General features: G+C 74.9%; 15 protein-coding genes. 10 read left to right on the top strand and 5 right to left on the bottom strand.

What is annotated here, in order from left to right:
- Window positions 1-6: 6 nt before the first annotated feature.
- The 4 genes from ACOQFB_RS07480 to ACOQFB_RS07495 all read right to left on the bottom strand — a co-directional run bounded on the left by ACOQFB_RS07480 (window position 7) and on the right by ACOQFB_RS07495 (window position 3,639).
- Entirely contained in the window at window positions 7-672 is a 666-nt protein-coding gene (locus ACOQFB_RS07480) for a succinate dehydrogenase cytochrome b subunit (protein ID WP_421609672.1), read from the bottom strand.
- Window positions 673-801: 129 nt separating this feature from the next.
- Complete coding sequence (locus tag ACOQFB_RS07485; RefSeq protein WP_421609671.1) at window positions 802-1,197, bottom strand: response regulator transcription factor; 396 nt, start codon at window positions 1,195-1,197, stop codon at window positions 802-804.
- The gene (locus ACOQFB_RS07490; RefSeq protein ID WP_237757845.1) at window positions 1,194-2,549 is read right to left on the bottom strand and encodes a sensor histidine kinase; all 1,356 of its coding nucleotides are present in this window, start codon (window positions 2,547-2,549) and stop codon (window positions 1,194-1,196) included. The genes ACOQFB_RS07485 and ACOQFB_RS07490 overlap by 4 nt, the downstream gene beginning before the upstream one ends.
- A gap of 58 nt (window positions 2,550-2,607) precedes the next feature.
- Window positions 2,608-3,639: a PA0069 family radical SAM protein gene (locus ACOQFB_RS07495; protein WP_421609670.1), complete on the bottom strand. Its 1,032-nt coding sequence runs from the start codon at window positions 3,637-3,639 to the stop codon at window positions 2,608-2,610.
- A 216-nt stretch (window positions 3,640-3,855) separates the two neighbouring features.
- Here ACOQFB_RS07495 and ACOQFB_RS07500 point away from each other — a divergent pair, with 216 nt between their 5' ends.
- The 6 genes from ACOQFB_RS07500 to ACOQFB_RS07525 all read left to right on the top strand — a co-directional run bounded on the left by ACOQFB_RS07500 (window position 3,856) and on the right by ACOQFB_RS07525 (window position 9,772).
- Window positions 3,856-6,075 (top strand): molybdopterin-containing oxidoreductase family protein, encoded by a 2,220-nt coding sequence (locus tag ACOQFB_RS07500; RefSeq protein ID WP_421609669.1) that lies wholly within the window; start codon window positions 3,856-3,858, stop codon window positions 6,073-6,075.
- A complete protein-coding gene (locus ACOQFB_RS07505; RefSeq protein WP_421609668.1) occupies window positions 6,075-7,550 on the top strand; it encodes a cytochrome b/b6 domain-containing protein in 1,476 nt (491 codons plus the stop codon). The genes ACOQFB_RS07500 and ACOQFB_RS07505 overlap by 1 nt, the downstream gene beginning before the upstream one ends.
- Window position 7,551: 1 nt before the next feature.
- Window positions 7,552-8,067 (top strand): YeeE/YedE thiosulfate transporter family protein, encoded by a 516-nt coding sequence (locus ACOQFB_RS07510; protein WP_059436754.1) that lies wholly within the window; start codon window positions 7,552-7,554, stop codon window positions 8,065-8,067.
- 10 nt (window positions 8,068-8,077) lie between these two features.
- On the top strand, window positions 8,078-8,734 hold the full coding sequence (locus ACOQFB_RS07515) for a YeeE/YedE thiosulfate transporter family protein (RefSeq protein ID WP_059436755.1): 657 nt from the start codon (window positions 8,078-8,080) through the stop codon (window positions 8,732-8,734).
- Window positions 8,731-9,387 (top strand): rhodanese-like domain-containing protein, encoded by a 657-nt coding sequence (locus ACOQFB_RS07520; protein WP_059436756.1) that lies wholly within the window; start codon window positions 8,731-8,733, stop codon window positions 9,385-9,387. Before ACOQFB_RS07515 ends, ACOQFB_RS07520 begins: the two co-directional genes overlap by 4 nt.
- A gap of 76 nt (window positions 9,388-9,463) precedes the next feature.
- Entirely contained in the window at window positions 9,464-9,772 is a 309-nt protein-coding gene (locus ACOQFB_RS07525; protein WP_059436757.1) for an ArsR/SmtB family transcription factor, read from the top strand.
- 24 nt (window positions 9,773-9,796) lie between these two features.
- Here the strand turns inward: ACOQFB_RS07525 and ACOQFB_RS07530 are convergent, their stop codons facing one another.
- Window positions 9,797-10,249: a hypothetical protein gene (locus ACOQFB_RS07530; protein WP_059436758.1), complete on the bottom strand. Its 453-nt coding sequence runs from the start codon at window positions 10,247-10,249 to the stop codon at window positions 9,797-9,799.
- Window positions 10,250-10,302: 53 nt separating this feature from the next.
- Here ACOQFB_RS07530 and lpxB point away from each other — a divergent pair, with 53 nt between their 5' ends.
- The 4 genes from lpxB to serC are packed head-to-tail and all read left to right on the top strand — an operon-like array spanning window position 10,303 to window position 14,071.
- Window positions 10,303-11,454, top strand: coding sequence for a lipid-A-disaccharide synthase (gene lpxB, locus ACOQFB_RS07535; RefSeq protein ID WP_059436759.1), 1,152 nt, complete (start codon window positions 10,303-10,305; stop codon window positions 11,452-11,454).
- Window positions 11,451-12,200, top strand: coding sequence for a polyprenol monophosphomannose synthase (locus ACOQFB_RS07540; protein WP_059436760.1), 750 nt, complete (start codon window positions 11,451-11,453; stop codon window positions 12,198-12,200). Before lpxB ends, ACOQFB_RS07540 begins: the two co-directional genes overlap by 4 nt.
- A 57-nt stretch (window positions 12,201-12,257) precedes the next feature.
- A complete protein-coding gene (locus tag ACOQFB_RS07545; RefSeq protein ID WP_012633898.1) occupies window positions 12,258-12,911 on the top strand; it encodes a MarC family protein in 654 nt (217 codons plus the stop codon).
- Between the two features lie 32 nt (window positions 12,912-12,943).
- Window positions 12,944-14,071: a 3-phosphoserine/phosphohydroxythreonine transaminase gene (gene serC / locus ACOQFB_RS07550; protein ID WP_421609667.1), complete on the top strand. Its 1,128-nt coding sequence runs from the start codon at window positions 12,944-12,946 to the stop codon at window positions 14,069-14,071.

Here is a 14,071-nt window from a genome sequence, read left to right on the forward strand (position 1 = left end):
GCGCGCCTACCTCACCACGCCCACGACGACGGCGAGCGGGATGGCGGTGAAGCCGATCGCGAGGAGCCACGCCACCGTCACCGCGAAGCGCTGCAGGCCGGGCAGGCTCCGCCGCGTGGCCAGGCCGAGCGACTGGAACAGCGACCACATGCCGTGCCAGAGGTGGAACCCGAGCGCGATCATCGCGACGACGTAGATCGCGACGCCCAGCCCGCGGCCGAAGGTGGCGAGGACGTTGTGGTAGACCTGCCCCGGGCGGAAGTCCGGGTTCACCACGCCGAGCGTCAGGTCGAGCAGGTGGTACACGACGAAGCCGAGGATGAGGAGGCCGCTCCAGATCATCCCGCGCGCCGCCGGCGTGGAGGCCACCGGCCGGTAGGTGGCGTAGTCCACCGGCCGCGCCTCGCGCCGCAGCACCGAGAGCTGGAGGCCCGCCGCGACGTGCACCAGGAACGCGAGGAGCAGCACCGCGCGGACCGACCAGAGCAGCGCGGGCGAGATCCGGAGCAGCTCCGCGTAGCGGTCGAGCTTCGCCGCCCCCTGGAACACCTGCAGGTTGCCGAGCAGGTGCCCGACCACGTACGCGAACAGCACCAGGCCGGTCACCGCCATCAGCGCCTTCTTGCCGATGGGGGAGCTCCACAGCGCCGCGGCGCGCGAGGGCCGCGGCACCGGGCGGGCGATGGGTCTGGATCCGGCGGCCACGCGCTCAGACGGTGGGACCAGGTGCGCGGGGAGGCGACCACCCAACGGGATGGCCGCGGCCGGGCTCCGCCGCCGCGGCGTGCGGGTGAGCGGGCGTCAGTGCAGCGAGCGCGTGGGCGCGCCGCCCTCGTCCCCGCCGGCGAGCTGGCGCTCGACGGTGTAGAGCACGTCGTCGAGGTCGAACGGCTTGGCCAGCCAGTCCTCGGCGCCGATCTCCTCCGCGCGCAGCCGGGCGTTCTCGGCGGCGGTGACCACCACGATCGGGCAGGCGCGGCCGTAGCGGGCGCGGAACTCGCGGGCGAACTCCCACCCGTTCATGACCGGCATGCGCATGTCGAGCAGGATGACGCCGGGCATCTCGTCGGCCACCGCCGCCAGCGCGGCCCGGCCGTCGGGGGCGGTGCGCACCCGGTGACCCGCGTCTGCGAGGACCATCTCGAGGAGGGACGACAGGTCCTGATCGTCCTCCACCACCAGCACGCTGCGCCTCACGAGGCCTCCTGCGCCGCGAGCGGCAGGCTGAAGTGGAACGTGGAGCCCTGGCCGGGGACGCTCTCGAACCACATCCGGCCGCCGTGGCGGGTGACGATCTCGCGGCTCATGTCGAGCCCCAGGCCCAGGCCGCCGTAGTCCTGGTCGGTGCCGGCGTGGGCGCGGTAGTAGCGCTCGAAGATGCGCGGCTGGCGCTCGGGCGGGATCCCCAGGCCGTGGTCGGCCACCGAGACCACCACCTCGCCGTCCTGCGTCTCCACCCGCACGTGCACCGGCCCGCCCGCGGGCGAGAACCGGATGGCGTTGTCGAGCAGGCTGGTGAGCACGCGCAGGATCCGCTCGCGGTCGGCGTGGACCACCGCCGGCGCGGGCGCCTCCGCCTCGAGCGCGTGGCCCGGCGTGGACGGGCGCGCCTCCTCGATGGCCTCGGCGACGAGCGACGACACGTCGAAGGTGTCGCGGCGCCCCTCGCCGGGCTGCAGGCGCAGGCGCGAGGTGTCGAGCAGGTGCTGCACGAGGCGGTTGAGGCGGTCCACCTGGCGCTGGATCACCGTCAGCCCCGGATCCCCCGGCGCGCGCTTCTGCATGAGCTGCGCGTAGGCCTTCACCACCGCGAGCGGCGTCTTGAACTCGTGCGCGGCGGTCGCGAGGAACTCCTCGCGCATCTCGTCGAGCCGCCGGGCGGCGGTGACGTCGCGCAGCACCGCCACCGCCAGCCGGCGGTGCCCGGCGCCCTCCACCGGCGCGGCCGAGACGCTGAAGTACACGTCGGTGCCGTCGGCCCGCCGCGCCATCGCGTCGTAGGCCTTGATGCGCTCGCCGGCGAGCGCCCGCACCGCCGCGTAGCGGTCGTAGGGCACGGGGGTGCCGTCCAGGTACCGGAGGTCGAAGCGCCGTCCCCAGTCGCGGAGCGGGACGAGCAGGTCCTCCTTCGCGGCGACTCCGAGCAGCTCGACGGCCGCGCGGTTGGTCTCGACGATGCGACCCTCCTCGTCCACCAGGAGCACCGCGTCCACCATGCTGTCCACGGTCGCGCGCACCTCGGCGCCGAGCGTGCGCAGCCCCAGGTCGCCGCGCCGGATCAGCTCGAGCAGCAGCGCGGAGGTGACCACCACGAAGAACGCGCCCTTGACGGTCTGCGCGCGGGCGCGCAGCACCGGATCCGGCACGAGGTGGACCAGCAGCGCGTCGGAGAACGCGATCCAGAGCAGGCTGACGAGGGCGTAGGCCGCCACGATGCGGCCCGGCGACCAGGCGGTCCGGCCGCGCCACCACCGCGAGCCGTGCGCCGGCGCCGTGCCCGCCGGGGAGGCGAGGGGCCTCTCCCCACCGGCCTGGGTCCCGATCCGCACGAGCCCTGTCTAGCGGGAGATCCCGAGAAAGTCACCCGCCTGGGAGGGGTTCGGGTCTTCACGTTGGGTCAAAGAGCCCCAGCTGTCCCCCGGTGCCGGGACGCCGGAATGGGGACGGCCCGTCGAGCCCCGGCTCGGGGCGGTCCAGCCCGAGGCGGGAGGCGTGGCGCGCGAACACCTGCGCGACGAGCGCCGCGTAGGCCCCGGTGCCGCGGCGGCGGGTGGAGAAGGCCCCGTCGTACGCGCGGCCCTCGCGCGTCTCGCGCACCAGGTGCATCACGCGCGCGGCGGCCTCGGGGAGCGCCGCCCGCAGCCGCTGCTCGAAGACCGGCGCCACCGATCCGGGGAGGCGCAGCAGCACCCACGCGGCGCGCTCGGCGCCCGCCTCCCGCGCCGCCGCCAGGACCCTGGGGACCTCGTCGTCGAGCCCGGGGATCGCCGGGGCCACCAGGACGCCGGGCGAGAGCCCCGCGCGCGCGAGCCGCTCGATGAGGCGCAGCCGCCGCGCGGGGGAGGGCGCCCACGGCTCCAGCGCGCGCGCCAGCGCCGGGTCCAGGAACGGCAGGCTCACCGAGACGAGCACGCGCGAGGACCGCGCCAGCTCCTGGAGCAGGTCGAGATCGCGCTCCAGCAGCGCCGACTTGGTGACCACGCGGATCGGGTTCCGGTACGCGGCGCACACCTCCAGGCAGCCGCGCGTGAGCCGCAGCTCCGCCTCGATCGGCTGCCACGCGTCGGTCCCGCCGGAGAACGCCACCTCCTCGCCCTTCCAGCCGGGCCGGTCGAACGCGGCGCGGAGCAGCTCGGGCGCGCGCCGCTTCACCACGATGCGCGTGTCGAAGTCGGTGCCCGCGCCCATGCCCAGGTACTCGTGCGTCGGCCGCGCGTAGCAGTACGCGCACGCGTGCATGCACCCGCGGTACGGGTTCACGCTCCAGCGGAACGGGATGTCCGGGCTGTCGTTGCGGGAGAGGACGTCGCGGGTGGCGTCCTCGAGCAGCGTGATCCGGGCCGGCGGCGGTCCGTCGTCCCACTCGATCTCGGCGGCGGCCCACGGGTTGGGCGGGTTCCAGGCGGCGCGAGGCTTCATCCCGGATGCGTACCGGAACGGACGTTCAGGCTCAAGGCCCGGGCGGGCGCGAGCTTTTCGCGGGGGCGCGCGCAAGCGCTGCGGCGCCGGGCCGGCGGACGCAAGCGCTGCGTGCGTGCGGAATCACACGAGAAAATCGATTCCGGGCGAGAATCGGCGCGGGCCCTTCGCGGCTCCATCGCAGCGGCCGGCGGTGCCGCCGGCGGGGAGCGCGAGATGGCGGAGGACGGCGTGCGCATCGGGCGGAGGACGTTCCTGGAGCTGGCGGCGGCGGGCGCGGCCGCGGGCGCCGCGGCGGCGCCGGGGCGCGCGGACGCGTTCGGCCTGGCGCAGGCCGACGACGCGCTGCCGCCGGAGCGAGAGGTCCCGACGTTCTGCGAGCTGTGCTTCTGGAACTGCGGCGCGGTGGCCCGCGTGCGGAAGAACCGGGTGCTCTCGTTGCGCGGCCACCCGCGCTACCCGAACGCGAACGGCAAGCTGTGCGGTCGCGGGCAGGCCGGGGCCGCCTCGGTGGTGGACGGGGACCGGCTCACGCACCCGATGATCCGGACCGGCGCGCGCGGCGAGGGGAAGTTCCGGCGCGCCGGCTGGAACGAGGCGTACCAGGTGATCGCGCAGGGCTTCCGCGCCATCAAGGCGCGCCACGGCGCCGAGGCGCTCGCGCTCTTCTACCACGGCAGCGGCGGGCCCCTGCTCCGGCAGCTGCTGGTGGCGTACGGCTCGCCGAACTACGCGGGCCCCTCGTACGCACAGTGCAAGGGGGCCCGCAACGTCGGCTACCAGCTCACCTTCGGCGAGAAGCTGGTCTCGCCCGAGCCCATCGACCTCGAGAACGCGCGCGCCGTGGTGCTGTTCGGCTCGCACCTCGGCGAGAACGCGCACAACGGCCAGGTGCAGGAGCTGGTGAAGGCGCGCGCCCGCGGCGCGTCGCTGGTGGTGCTGGACCCGCGCCTCTCCACCGTCGCCTCCAGGGCCGACGTGTGGCTCCCCATCCGCCCGGGCGGCGACACCGCGGTGATCCTGGCCTGGCTGCACCTCCTCGTGGCCGAGCGGACGTACGATCGCGCCTTCGTGGAGGCGCGCACCACCGGCTTCGACCGGCTGGCGGCGCACGTGGCGCCGTTCGACCCGGCCTGGGCGGCGGAGCGCGCCGGCGTGCCGGCGCAGCGGATCGTGGACGCGTATCGCCTCATGGTGAAGGCGATGCCGGCGGTGGTCGTCCACCCGGGCCGGCACACCGCCTGGTACGGCGAGGAGGACACCCAGCGCGCCCGCGCCCAGGCCATCCTCTCCGCGCTGCTCGGCGCGTGGTGGCGGCCCGGCTCCACCTACCGGACCGAGCGCGCCGCGGTCGGCGACTACCCCACGCCGGACTTCCCCGACCTGCCCCGCAACGTGGACCAGGCCGCCGGCCGGTTCCCGTTCGCGGAGGAGGTCACCACCAACGGCATCCGCGACGCCACCCGCACCGGCAAGCCGTACCCGGTGAAGGGCTGGTTCGTGCACGGGACCAACCTCGTGCAGGCGATGCCCAACGTCCGCGAGACGCGCGAGGCGATCGCGAACCTCGACATGCTGGTGGTCTGCGACGTCGCGCCCACCGAGATCACCCAGTACGCCGACGTGCTGCTCCCGGAGGACACCTACCTCGAGCGCTACGACGACCTCTCGCTCGGCTTCACGCGCACGCCGTACGTGGGCCTGCGCCAGCCGGCGGTGGCCTCGCCGCACGACACGCGCCCGGCGTGGCGCATCGCGAAGGAGCTGGGGACCGCGCTCGGCGTGGGCGACTTCTTCCCCTGGGCGACGTTCGAGGACTACCTCGAGGTCCGGCTCGCCTCCGCGGGGCTGTCGCTCGACGCGCTGAAGCGCGACGGGATCGCGCTCGTCCCGCGCAAGACGCCGCTCTACCTCGGCGACGGCGAGGACTACCGGTTCCACACGCCGTCCGGGAAGGTCGAGCTCTGGTCGCAGCGGCTCGCCGACGCGGGCTTCGATCCGCTCCCGGTCTGGAAGGGCCCGCCGCCGCCGCCGCCCGGGCGCTTCCGGCTGCTCTACGGCCGCAGCCCGCTCCACACGTTCGGCCGCACGCAGAACAACCCCATCCTGTTCGACCTCGAGCCGGAGAACACGCTCTGGATGAGCCCGGGGGACGCGGCCGCGCTGGGGCTCGCGGCCGGGGAGCGCGTGATGGTCGGGAACGCCCACGGCGGCGAGACCGGGCCGCTGCCGCTGCACGTCACCGAGCGGATGCCGGACGGCGCCGTGTACATGGTCCACGGCTTCGGCCACTGGGCCCACCGGCTCCACCGCGCCCGCGGGCGGGGCGGCGACGACACGGCCGTGATCGACGACTACGCCGTGGACCCGATCAGCGGCTCGACCGGCATGCGCACGCAGCTCGTCACGGTGCGCCGCGCGGCGGAGGTGGCGTGATGGCCCGCCACGCCCTGCTGATCGACCTCGACCTGTGCGTCGGCTGCAAGGCCTGCGTCTCGGCCTGCAAGGAGCAGTGGGACTCCGGCCCCGGCGCGGCGCGCGACTGGGTCCACACCTTCGAGACCGGCACGCGCGCCGGCGGCGACCTCGCCGTCACGTTCTACCCGGGCACGTGCATGCAGTGCGAGGCGCACCCGTGCACGGTGGACTGCCCGACCGGCGCGACGTCCGTGGACGCGAACGGCGTGGTGGTGGTGGACGCCGACGTGTGCATCGGCTGCGGCAACTGCGTCGCGGCCTGCCCGTACGGCGCCCGGCACGTGGACCCGGTGAAGAAGGTGGTCGAGAAGTGCAACCTCTGCGCGCCGTTCGTGGCGCGCGGCGAGCAGCCGGCCTGCGTCGAGACCTGCCCGGCCGGGTGCCGCGTCTTCGGCGACCTCGACGACCCCGGTTCGGCCGTGTCCGTCGCCGCCGCGGCGCGGGGCGCGCGCCCGCTGGCGGTGCCCGGGATCGACGTGCGCCCGCGCACGCTCTACGCCGGCGACCGCCCGCGCGACCTCGTGCTCGCCCAGGGGATCGCCCGGCCGCCGCGGACCGGCTGGCTGACCTCGGCCTGGGACGGCGCGGCCCGGCCGCTGACGCGCGCGGTGGTCCCCGGCCTCGGCGCGCTCTCGATCGGCGGGGGCCTGCTGGTGAACCTGAAGGCGCGCGTGGACCGCGTGCGCCGCGAGGAGGCCGAGGGCGCGTGCGCGCTGCCGCCGCCCCCGCCGCGCACGCTGCACCGCCACCCGGCGGGCCTGCGCGCGCTCCACTGGCTGAACGCGCTCTCCTGGATCGCGCTGCTCGTCTCCGGCGCCGGCCTGCTCTCCGCGGCGCGCTTCGCGCTCCTCGGGCCCGCGGTCGCCGACGCCATCGCCGGGGCGCTGGGCGGGCGGGCCTCGCTCCTCCGGCTCCACGTGGTGTGGGGGCTGGCCTGGGCCGCGGTGGTGATCCCGCTGTTCCTGCTGTTCAAGGGCGGCCTGCGCCACGTCTGGGAGGACGTGCGGGTGACCCGCGACGACCTCGCCTGGCTCGTCCGGAAGCCGCTCGCCCTGGCGGGCGCGTGGCGCGGCCCGCTGCCGCCGCAGGACAAGTACAACGCCGGCCAGAAGCTGTTCGCGGTGCTCGTGCTGATCGCCACCGCGACCATCGTCGCGAGCGGCCTGGTGATGACGTTCCACCTCGGGCCGGCGCCGGTGGTCTCGGCCGCGGTCGTGGTGCACGGGCTCGCCATCGCGCTCGTGGCCGCCGGCCTGGCGGTGCACCTCACCATGGCGGTGGTCATCGCCGACGAGCGCCCGGCGCTGCGCTCGATGCTCACCGGCCGGATCGACCTCGCCCACGCGGCCCGCCACAGCGCGAAGTGGGTGGCGAGGGCCGCGAACGAGCCGCACCCCGGGGCGCCTGGCGCCGCGGACGCGAAGGAGGAGTGACGTGGAGCAGCGACCGTACTGGAACCCGTACAAGGCCGGCTTCCTGCTGGGCCTGGTGCTCCTCGGCAGCTTCGTGCTGACCGGGCGCGGCCTGGGCGCGAGCGGGTCGTTCAAGCACGTGGTGGCGGCCGGGCTGCACGCCGTGTCGCCGACCTGGACCGAGGAGAACGTCAGCGTGGGCCGGTTCTTCGCCGATCCGTCGCGCGCCTCGATGGACGACTGGATCGTCTGGCTCACCGCCGGCACGCTGCTCGGCGGCGCGGTCGCCGTGATCACCGCGCGGCGCTTCAAGGCCGAGACGGTGATGGGCCCGCGGGCCGACCGGCGCTGGCGCTGGGTGCTGGCGGGGGCGGGCGGGGCGCTGGCCGGCTTCGGGGCGCAGCTCGCCCGCGGCTGCACCAGCGGCCAGGCGCTCACCGGCGGCGCGCAGCTCGCGCTGGGGAGCTGGCTGTTCATGTTCTGCGTCTTCGGCGGCGCCTACGCCCTCGCGTGGTTCGTCCGCCGCCAGTGGATCTAGGAGGCACGCCGTGGAAGGCCCTCTCTCCGTCGTCCTCCGGTTCTCCCACCCGGTCGAGATGATCGTCTCGGTGCTGGTGGGCATGGGCTTCGGCTTCGCGCTGGAGCGCGCCGGCTTCGGCACCGCCCGCAACCTCGCCGCCATCTTCTACGGCCGCGACTTCCGCGTGCTGCGGGTGATGTTCACCGCCATCGTCACGGCGATGATCGGCGTCTACTTCCTCGACCTCGCCGGGCTCGTGCCGATCTCCACGCTCGGCATCCTCGACACGTTCCCCGCCGCCCAGGCGGTGGGCGGGCTCCTGGTCGGCGCCGGCTTCATCGTGGGCGGCTACTGCCCGGGCACCTCGCTGGTCGGGGCGGTCTCGGGCAAGCTCGACGCGCTGCTGTTCATCGGCGGCCTGCTCGTCGGCACGCTGGTCTACACGCTCGGCGCCGACACGTTCGCGCCGCTCGCCGACGCCGGCGGGCGCGGCCGGGTGCTGCTGCACGAGTGGCTGCGCCTCCCGTCCGGCGTGGTGGTGTTCGCCGTGGCGCTGTTCGCGGTGGGCGCGTTCTGGGCGGTGGGCCGCATCGAGCGGCGGGTGAACCGCCGCGCCGCGCCGGCGGGGCAGGGGCCGCAGTCGGTGCCGGCCGGCGCCGCCGCCGCGGAGAGGAGGGCGCCGTGAGGATCACGAACCGGACCGGGGCCGCCGCGCTCGTCGGCGCGGCCGCCGCCTACCTCGTGCTGGCGCTCGCCACCGGGCACTCGGCCCGCGCCGAGCTCCCGCCCGACCTGACGCCGCCGCCGGCGGACGCCGCGCTCGACGTGTGGAAGGCCGCCGCCGGCGTGGTCCAGGCGGCGGGGCGGGCGGCGGTGCTGGACGTGCGCCCCGCCGACGCCTACGCCCGCTACCACCTCCCCGGCGCGGAGAGCCTGCCGGGCGCGTCCGCCGAGGACGTCCTGGCCCGCGCCCGCGGCCGGCCGTTCACGCTCGTCTACGCCGGCAAGGACGACGTCGCGCTCCGGCTCGTGCAGGAGGCGCGGCGCGCCGACGCCGGCGCGCGGGTCCACTACCTCGTGGACGGTGCGCGCGCCTGGTACCTGGCGCTGGCGCTGCCGGTGCCGCTGTTCGCCGAGGGCGCGCCGCCCGCGGGCTACGCCGAGGCGCTGGCGACGGCGCAGGCCGCCCTGGCGTCGCCGGGCGCCGACCGCGTGGCGCCGGGCCTCGAGGCGCTCCAGACGCTGGCGCGGCTCGACTTCCGGCCGGATCTGCTGAAGGCCGGCGGAAAGCCGAAGGCGGGGGGCGCGAAGAAGAAGATCTCCGGCGGCTGCGGGTAGCGGACACGTCCCGGGGCCGGCCGGCGCGGCACCTCGCCGCGCCCTTCCCGGGCGGGGCTGCCGATAGAGTCGGGCGGTGTCCGCACCCCCGCCGCTTCCCGTCTTCGCCGACCCCGCGCGCGCCGAGCGCGTCGCCGCGGTGCTGAAGGCCGTCGCCCACCCGCTGCGCCTGCGGCTCGTGGCCCTGCTCTGCCAGGGGGACGAGACCGTCGGCGGCCTGGCCGGGCGGCTCGGCGCCGATCCGGTCATCGTCTCCCAGCAGCTCCGCGTGCTGCGCGATCACGGCCTGGTCGCGGCCGCGCGCGACGGCGGGTTCGCGCGCTACCGCATCGCGGAGGAGAACCTGCGCGGCCTGGTGCACTGCATGGAGCGCTGCCGCCGGTGAGGGGCCCGCCCCGAGGCGCGCCGCCTACGGTCGGGAGCGCGCGCCGGGGAGGGGACCGGGCTCGCGGGCGCCCATCGAGGCGAGCCCGAACGCCAGGAAGTACATCACGGCCACCAGCGGCGCGGTCCGCGCGAACTCGGAGGGCGGGCCGAACAGCGTCTCCGGGTGGCCGCTCGCCGCGATGCGGGTCAGGAACGCGTAGAACGACTGGCGCATCGCCGCGGCGGCCGCGCCGTAGATCACGATCCAGCCCAGGCCGCGCAGGCGCCAGCCGAACAGGAAGCAGACGATGATCTCCGGGACGACCTGGGCGCCGAGCATCCAGGGCGGCACCTCGGGCGACACCGCGATCCACGGCAGGATCATCTGCTCGTGGATGACGTAGTGCTCGAGCAGGAGCGCGAGCAGCAGCGCGCCCAGCGTGGCCCCGAGCCACCCCACCTCGCGCCCCCGCGCGCCGGCGGTTCCCCCATCCATGTGCGACAGCACATCACGGATCGGCCTCCGGGGCCAGACCGTCCAGGGGCGGCGTGCTATATAGCCCGCGCTTGACGGACCGGATCCTGATCGTGGCGGGCGAGGCCAGCGCGGACCTTCACGCGGCCCGGACCCTCCACGAGCTGCAGCGCCTGCGCCCCGGGCTCACCGCGTTCGGGGTGGGCGGGCCGCGGCTGCGCGAGGCGGGGCTCGAGGCGCTCGCGCCGGCCGAGGACATCTCGGTGATGGGCCTGGCCGAGGTGCTGCCCCGCATCCCGCGGATCCTCGGGATCCTGCGGATGCTCGGCCGCGCCGCCGCCGAGCGCCGACCCCGGGCCGCGCTCCTGGTGGACCTGCCGGACTTCAACCTCCGGCTCGCCGCGCGCCTCAAGAAGCTCGGGATCCCGGTCGTCTACTACGTGTCGCCGACCATCTGGGCGTGGCGGCAGGGCCGCGCCAAGCAGATCGCGCGCGTGGTGGACCGGATGCTCTGCATCCTCCCGTTCGAGGAGCGCTTCTACGAGGGCACCGGCGTGTCGGCGCGCTTCGTCGGCCACCCGTTCGCCGAGCGGCCGCCGCCCGCGCCCCCGGAGGCCTACCGCTCGGCGCTGGGCCTCCCCGCCTCCCGGACCACCATCGCCATGGTGCCCGGCAGCCGGCCCTCGGAGCTGAAGCGGCTGCTCCCTCCCATGCTCGAGGCCGCCGAGCGGCTTCGCGCGGCCCACCCCGACGCGCAGTTCGTGGTCCCGGTGGCGCCCACGCTGGACCGCGCCGCGCTCGAGCCGTACCTCGCGGCCCACCGCACGCTGGAGGTGCGCCTGGTGGACGGCCGCACCGAGGAGGTGGTCGGCGCGAGCGACGCGGCGCTGGTGAAGAGCGGCACCGCCACGCTGGAGGCGGGGCTGATGCTCCGGCCCATGGTGGTGGTCTACAAGCTGTCCTGGCTGTCCTACGCGGTCGCGCGGATGCTGGTGAAGATTGCGCACGTGGCGCTGGTGAACATCCTGGCAGGGAGGGGGATCGTCCCGGAGCTGCTGCAGCGGGACGCGAGCCCCGAGCGGATGGCGGCGGAGGTGGAGCGCCTGCTCGGCGACCGCGCCGCGCGGGAGGCGCAGATCGCGGCGCTCCGCGAGGTGCGGGCGTCGCTGGGCGAGCCGGGCGCGCCGCTCCGGGTCGCCGAAGAGGTGCTGGGGGTGATGCGATGACGCAAGGGCGCGCGCTGGTGTGCCTGCCGACCTACGAGGAGCGGGACAACCTCGAGCCGATCCTCCGCGCGATCCTCGAGGCCGCGCCGTCGGTCGAGGTGCTGGTCATCGACGACAACTCGCCCGACGGGACCGGCCAGCTGGCCGACGCCTTCGCCGCGCGCGACCCGCGCGTGCACGTGCTCCACCGCGCCGGCAAGGAGGGGCTGGGCAGGGCGTACCTGGCCGGCTTCGCCTGGGCGCTGGAGCGCGGCTACGACCTCGTGCTGGAGATGGACGCGGACTTCTCGCACGACCCGAGGTACCTGCCCGCCCTGCTGGCCCGCGCCGCGGACGCCGACCTGGTGCTCGGCTCCCGCTACGTGCCGGGGGGCGGCACCGTGAACTGGGGGCTGGGGCGGAAGATCATCTCGCGCGGCGGCAGCCTCTACGCCCGCACCATCCTGGGCGTGCGCGTCCGCGACCTCACCGGCGGCTTCAAGTGCTTCCGCCGCGAGGTGCTGGAGGCCATCGACCTGGCCTCGGTGGAGTGCTCCGGCTACGCCTTCCAGATCGAGCTGACGTACCGGGCCATCCGGCGCGGGTTCCGCGTGGCCGAGCTCCCCATCGTGTTCGCCGACCGGCGGGTGGGGCAGTCCAAGATGTCCCGGCGCATCGTGCTCGAGGCCATCCGCAAGGTGTGGGCGATCCGCTTCTCCGCGTTCGCGCGCTCCGAGCCGCGCCCCGGCCTGCCGCCGGCCGTCTGATCCGGGCGCCGCTCCGCGCTTTCCCGCCCACCGCGGGCGAGGTAGGCTGCGCGCCCGATGGCCCTGCAGCTCGCGACCCTCTGCTTCGTCTCCTTCTCGGCCCTGTTCTTCGTGGTCGATCCGTTCTCGGCGGTGCCGTTCTTCCTGGCGCTGACCCGGAACGACGATCCGCGCCGGCGCCGCGAGATCGCGCTCCGCGCGTCGGTGACCGCGTTCGCCGTGCTCGCCGCGTTCGCGCTCACCGGCGAGTGGATCTTCCGCCTCCTCGGCATCGGCCTGCCCGCGTTCAAGGTGGCGGGCGGGGTGGTGCTGCTGCTGCTCGCGCTGGACATGGTGCGCACGCAGCCGTCCCGGACCCGGATCACGCAGGGTGAAGTGGACGCCAGCGCCGACAAGGAGGACGTGGCCATCGTCCCGCTGGCCATGCCGCTGCTGGCCGGCCCGGGCTCCATCGCCACCGCCATCGTGCTGATGGTGCGCGCGCGCAGCGAGGACTGGTGGCACCCGCTGCCGGTCCTGCTCGCCATCGCGCTCACCTGCCTGGCCAGCTACCTCATCCTTGCGGGTGCGGCCCGGACCGAGAAGGTGCTCGGGCGGACCGGCCTCGCCATCCTGGAGCGCGTCGCGGGCCTGCTGCTGGTGGCCATCGCCGTCCAGTTCATGATGGACGGGCTCGCGGAAGGGTTGCCGCGGACCTTCCGGCTCCAATAAATCCCCGGTCCCCATCCACCCCCGAGGAGACCATGCCCCGCGTGAAGAACTTCAATGCCGGCCCCGCCGCCCTCCCACTGCCCGCGCTGGAGCGCGCCCGCGACGAGTTCCTCGACTTCGCCGGCAGCGGCATGTCGGTGATGGAGCACTCGCACCGCGGCAAGGAGTACGAGGCGGTCCACGACGAGGCGCTGGCGCTGCTCCGCGAGCTGCTGGGCGTGCCCGACGGCTACGACGTGCTGTTCGTGCAGGGCGGCGCGTCGCAGCTCTTCGCGCAGATCCCGATGAACCTCGTCGAGAAGGGCCGCGGCGCCGACTACCTGGTGACCGGCGCCTGGGGCGAGAAGGCGTTCTCCGAGGCGAAGGCCGCCACCGCCATGCTGGGCGCCTCGGCGCGCCTGGCCGGCACCACCGGCGAGGGCGACGGCAAGGAGAAGCGCTACGTCCGCGCCGCCACCGCCGCCGACCTGCAGGTCTCGCCCGACGCGGCGTACCTGCACCTCACCTCCAACGAGACCATCCACGGCGTGCAGTTCGCCGTGGACCCGGCCCGGCCGTTCCCGGACGCCGGCAAGGTCCCGCTGGTCGCGGACATGTCGTCCGACTTCCTGTGGAAGCCGGTGGACGTGTCCCGCTTCGGGCTCATCTACGCGGGCGCGCAGAAGAACATCGGGCCCTCGGGCGTGGTGGTCGTGATCGTCCGCAAGGACCTGGTGGCCGCCGGCCGCAAGGACATCCCGAAGATCTTCCAGCTCCGCACGCCCGCCGAGAACAAGTCGCTCTACAACACGCCGCCCACGTTCGGCATCTACATGATCCGGAACGTGCTCGCGTGGCTGAAGGGGCTCGGGGGCCTCCCGGCCATGGAGGCGCGGAACCGCGCCAAGGCCGGGAAGCTGTACGGCGTCATCGACGCGAACGCCGGCTACTACCGCTGCCCGGTGGAGCGGGAGAGCCGCTCGGTCATGAACGTCGTGTTCCGGCTGCCCACCGAGGCCGACGAGGAGCGCTTCGTGAAGGAGGCCAAGGCGAAGGGCATGGTGGGGCTGAAGGGCCACCGCTCGGTGGGCGGCATCCGCGTGTCCACCTACAACGCGGTCGAGCCCGCCTGGCTCGACGAGCTCTGCGCGTTCATGCAGGAGTTCGCGAAGCGCGGCTAG

It is taken from the genome of Anaeromyxobacter sp. Red801 (genome assembly GCF_049201065.2).
Taxonomy (GTDB): domain Bacteria; phylum Myxococcota; class Myxococcia; order Myxococcales; family Anaeromyxobacteraceae; genus Anaeromyxobacter.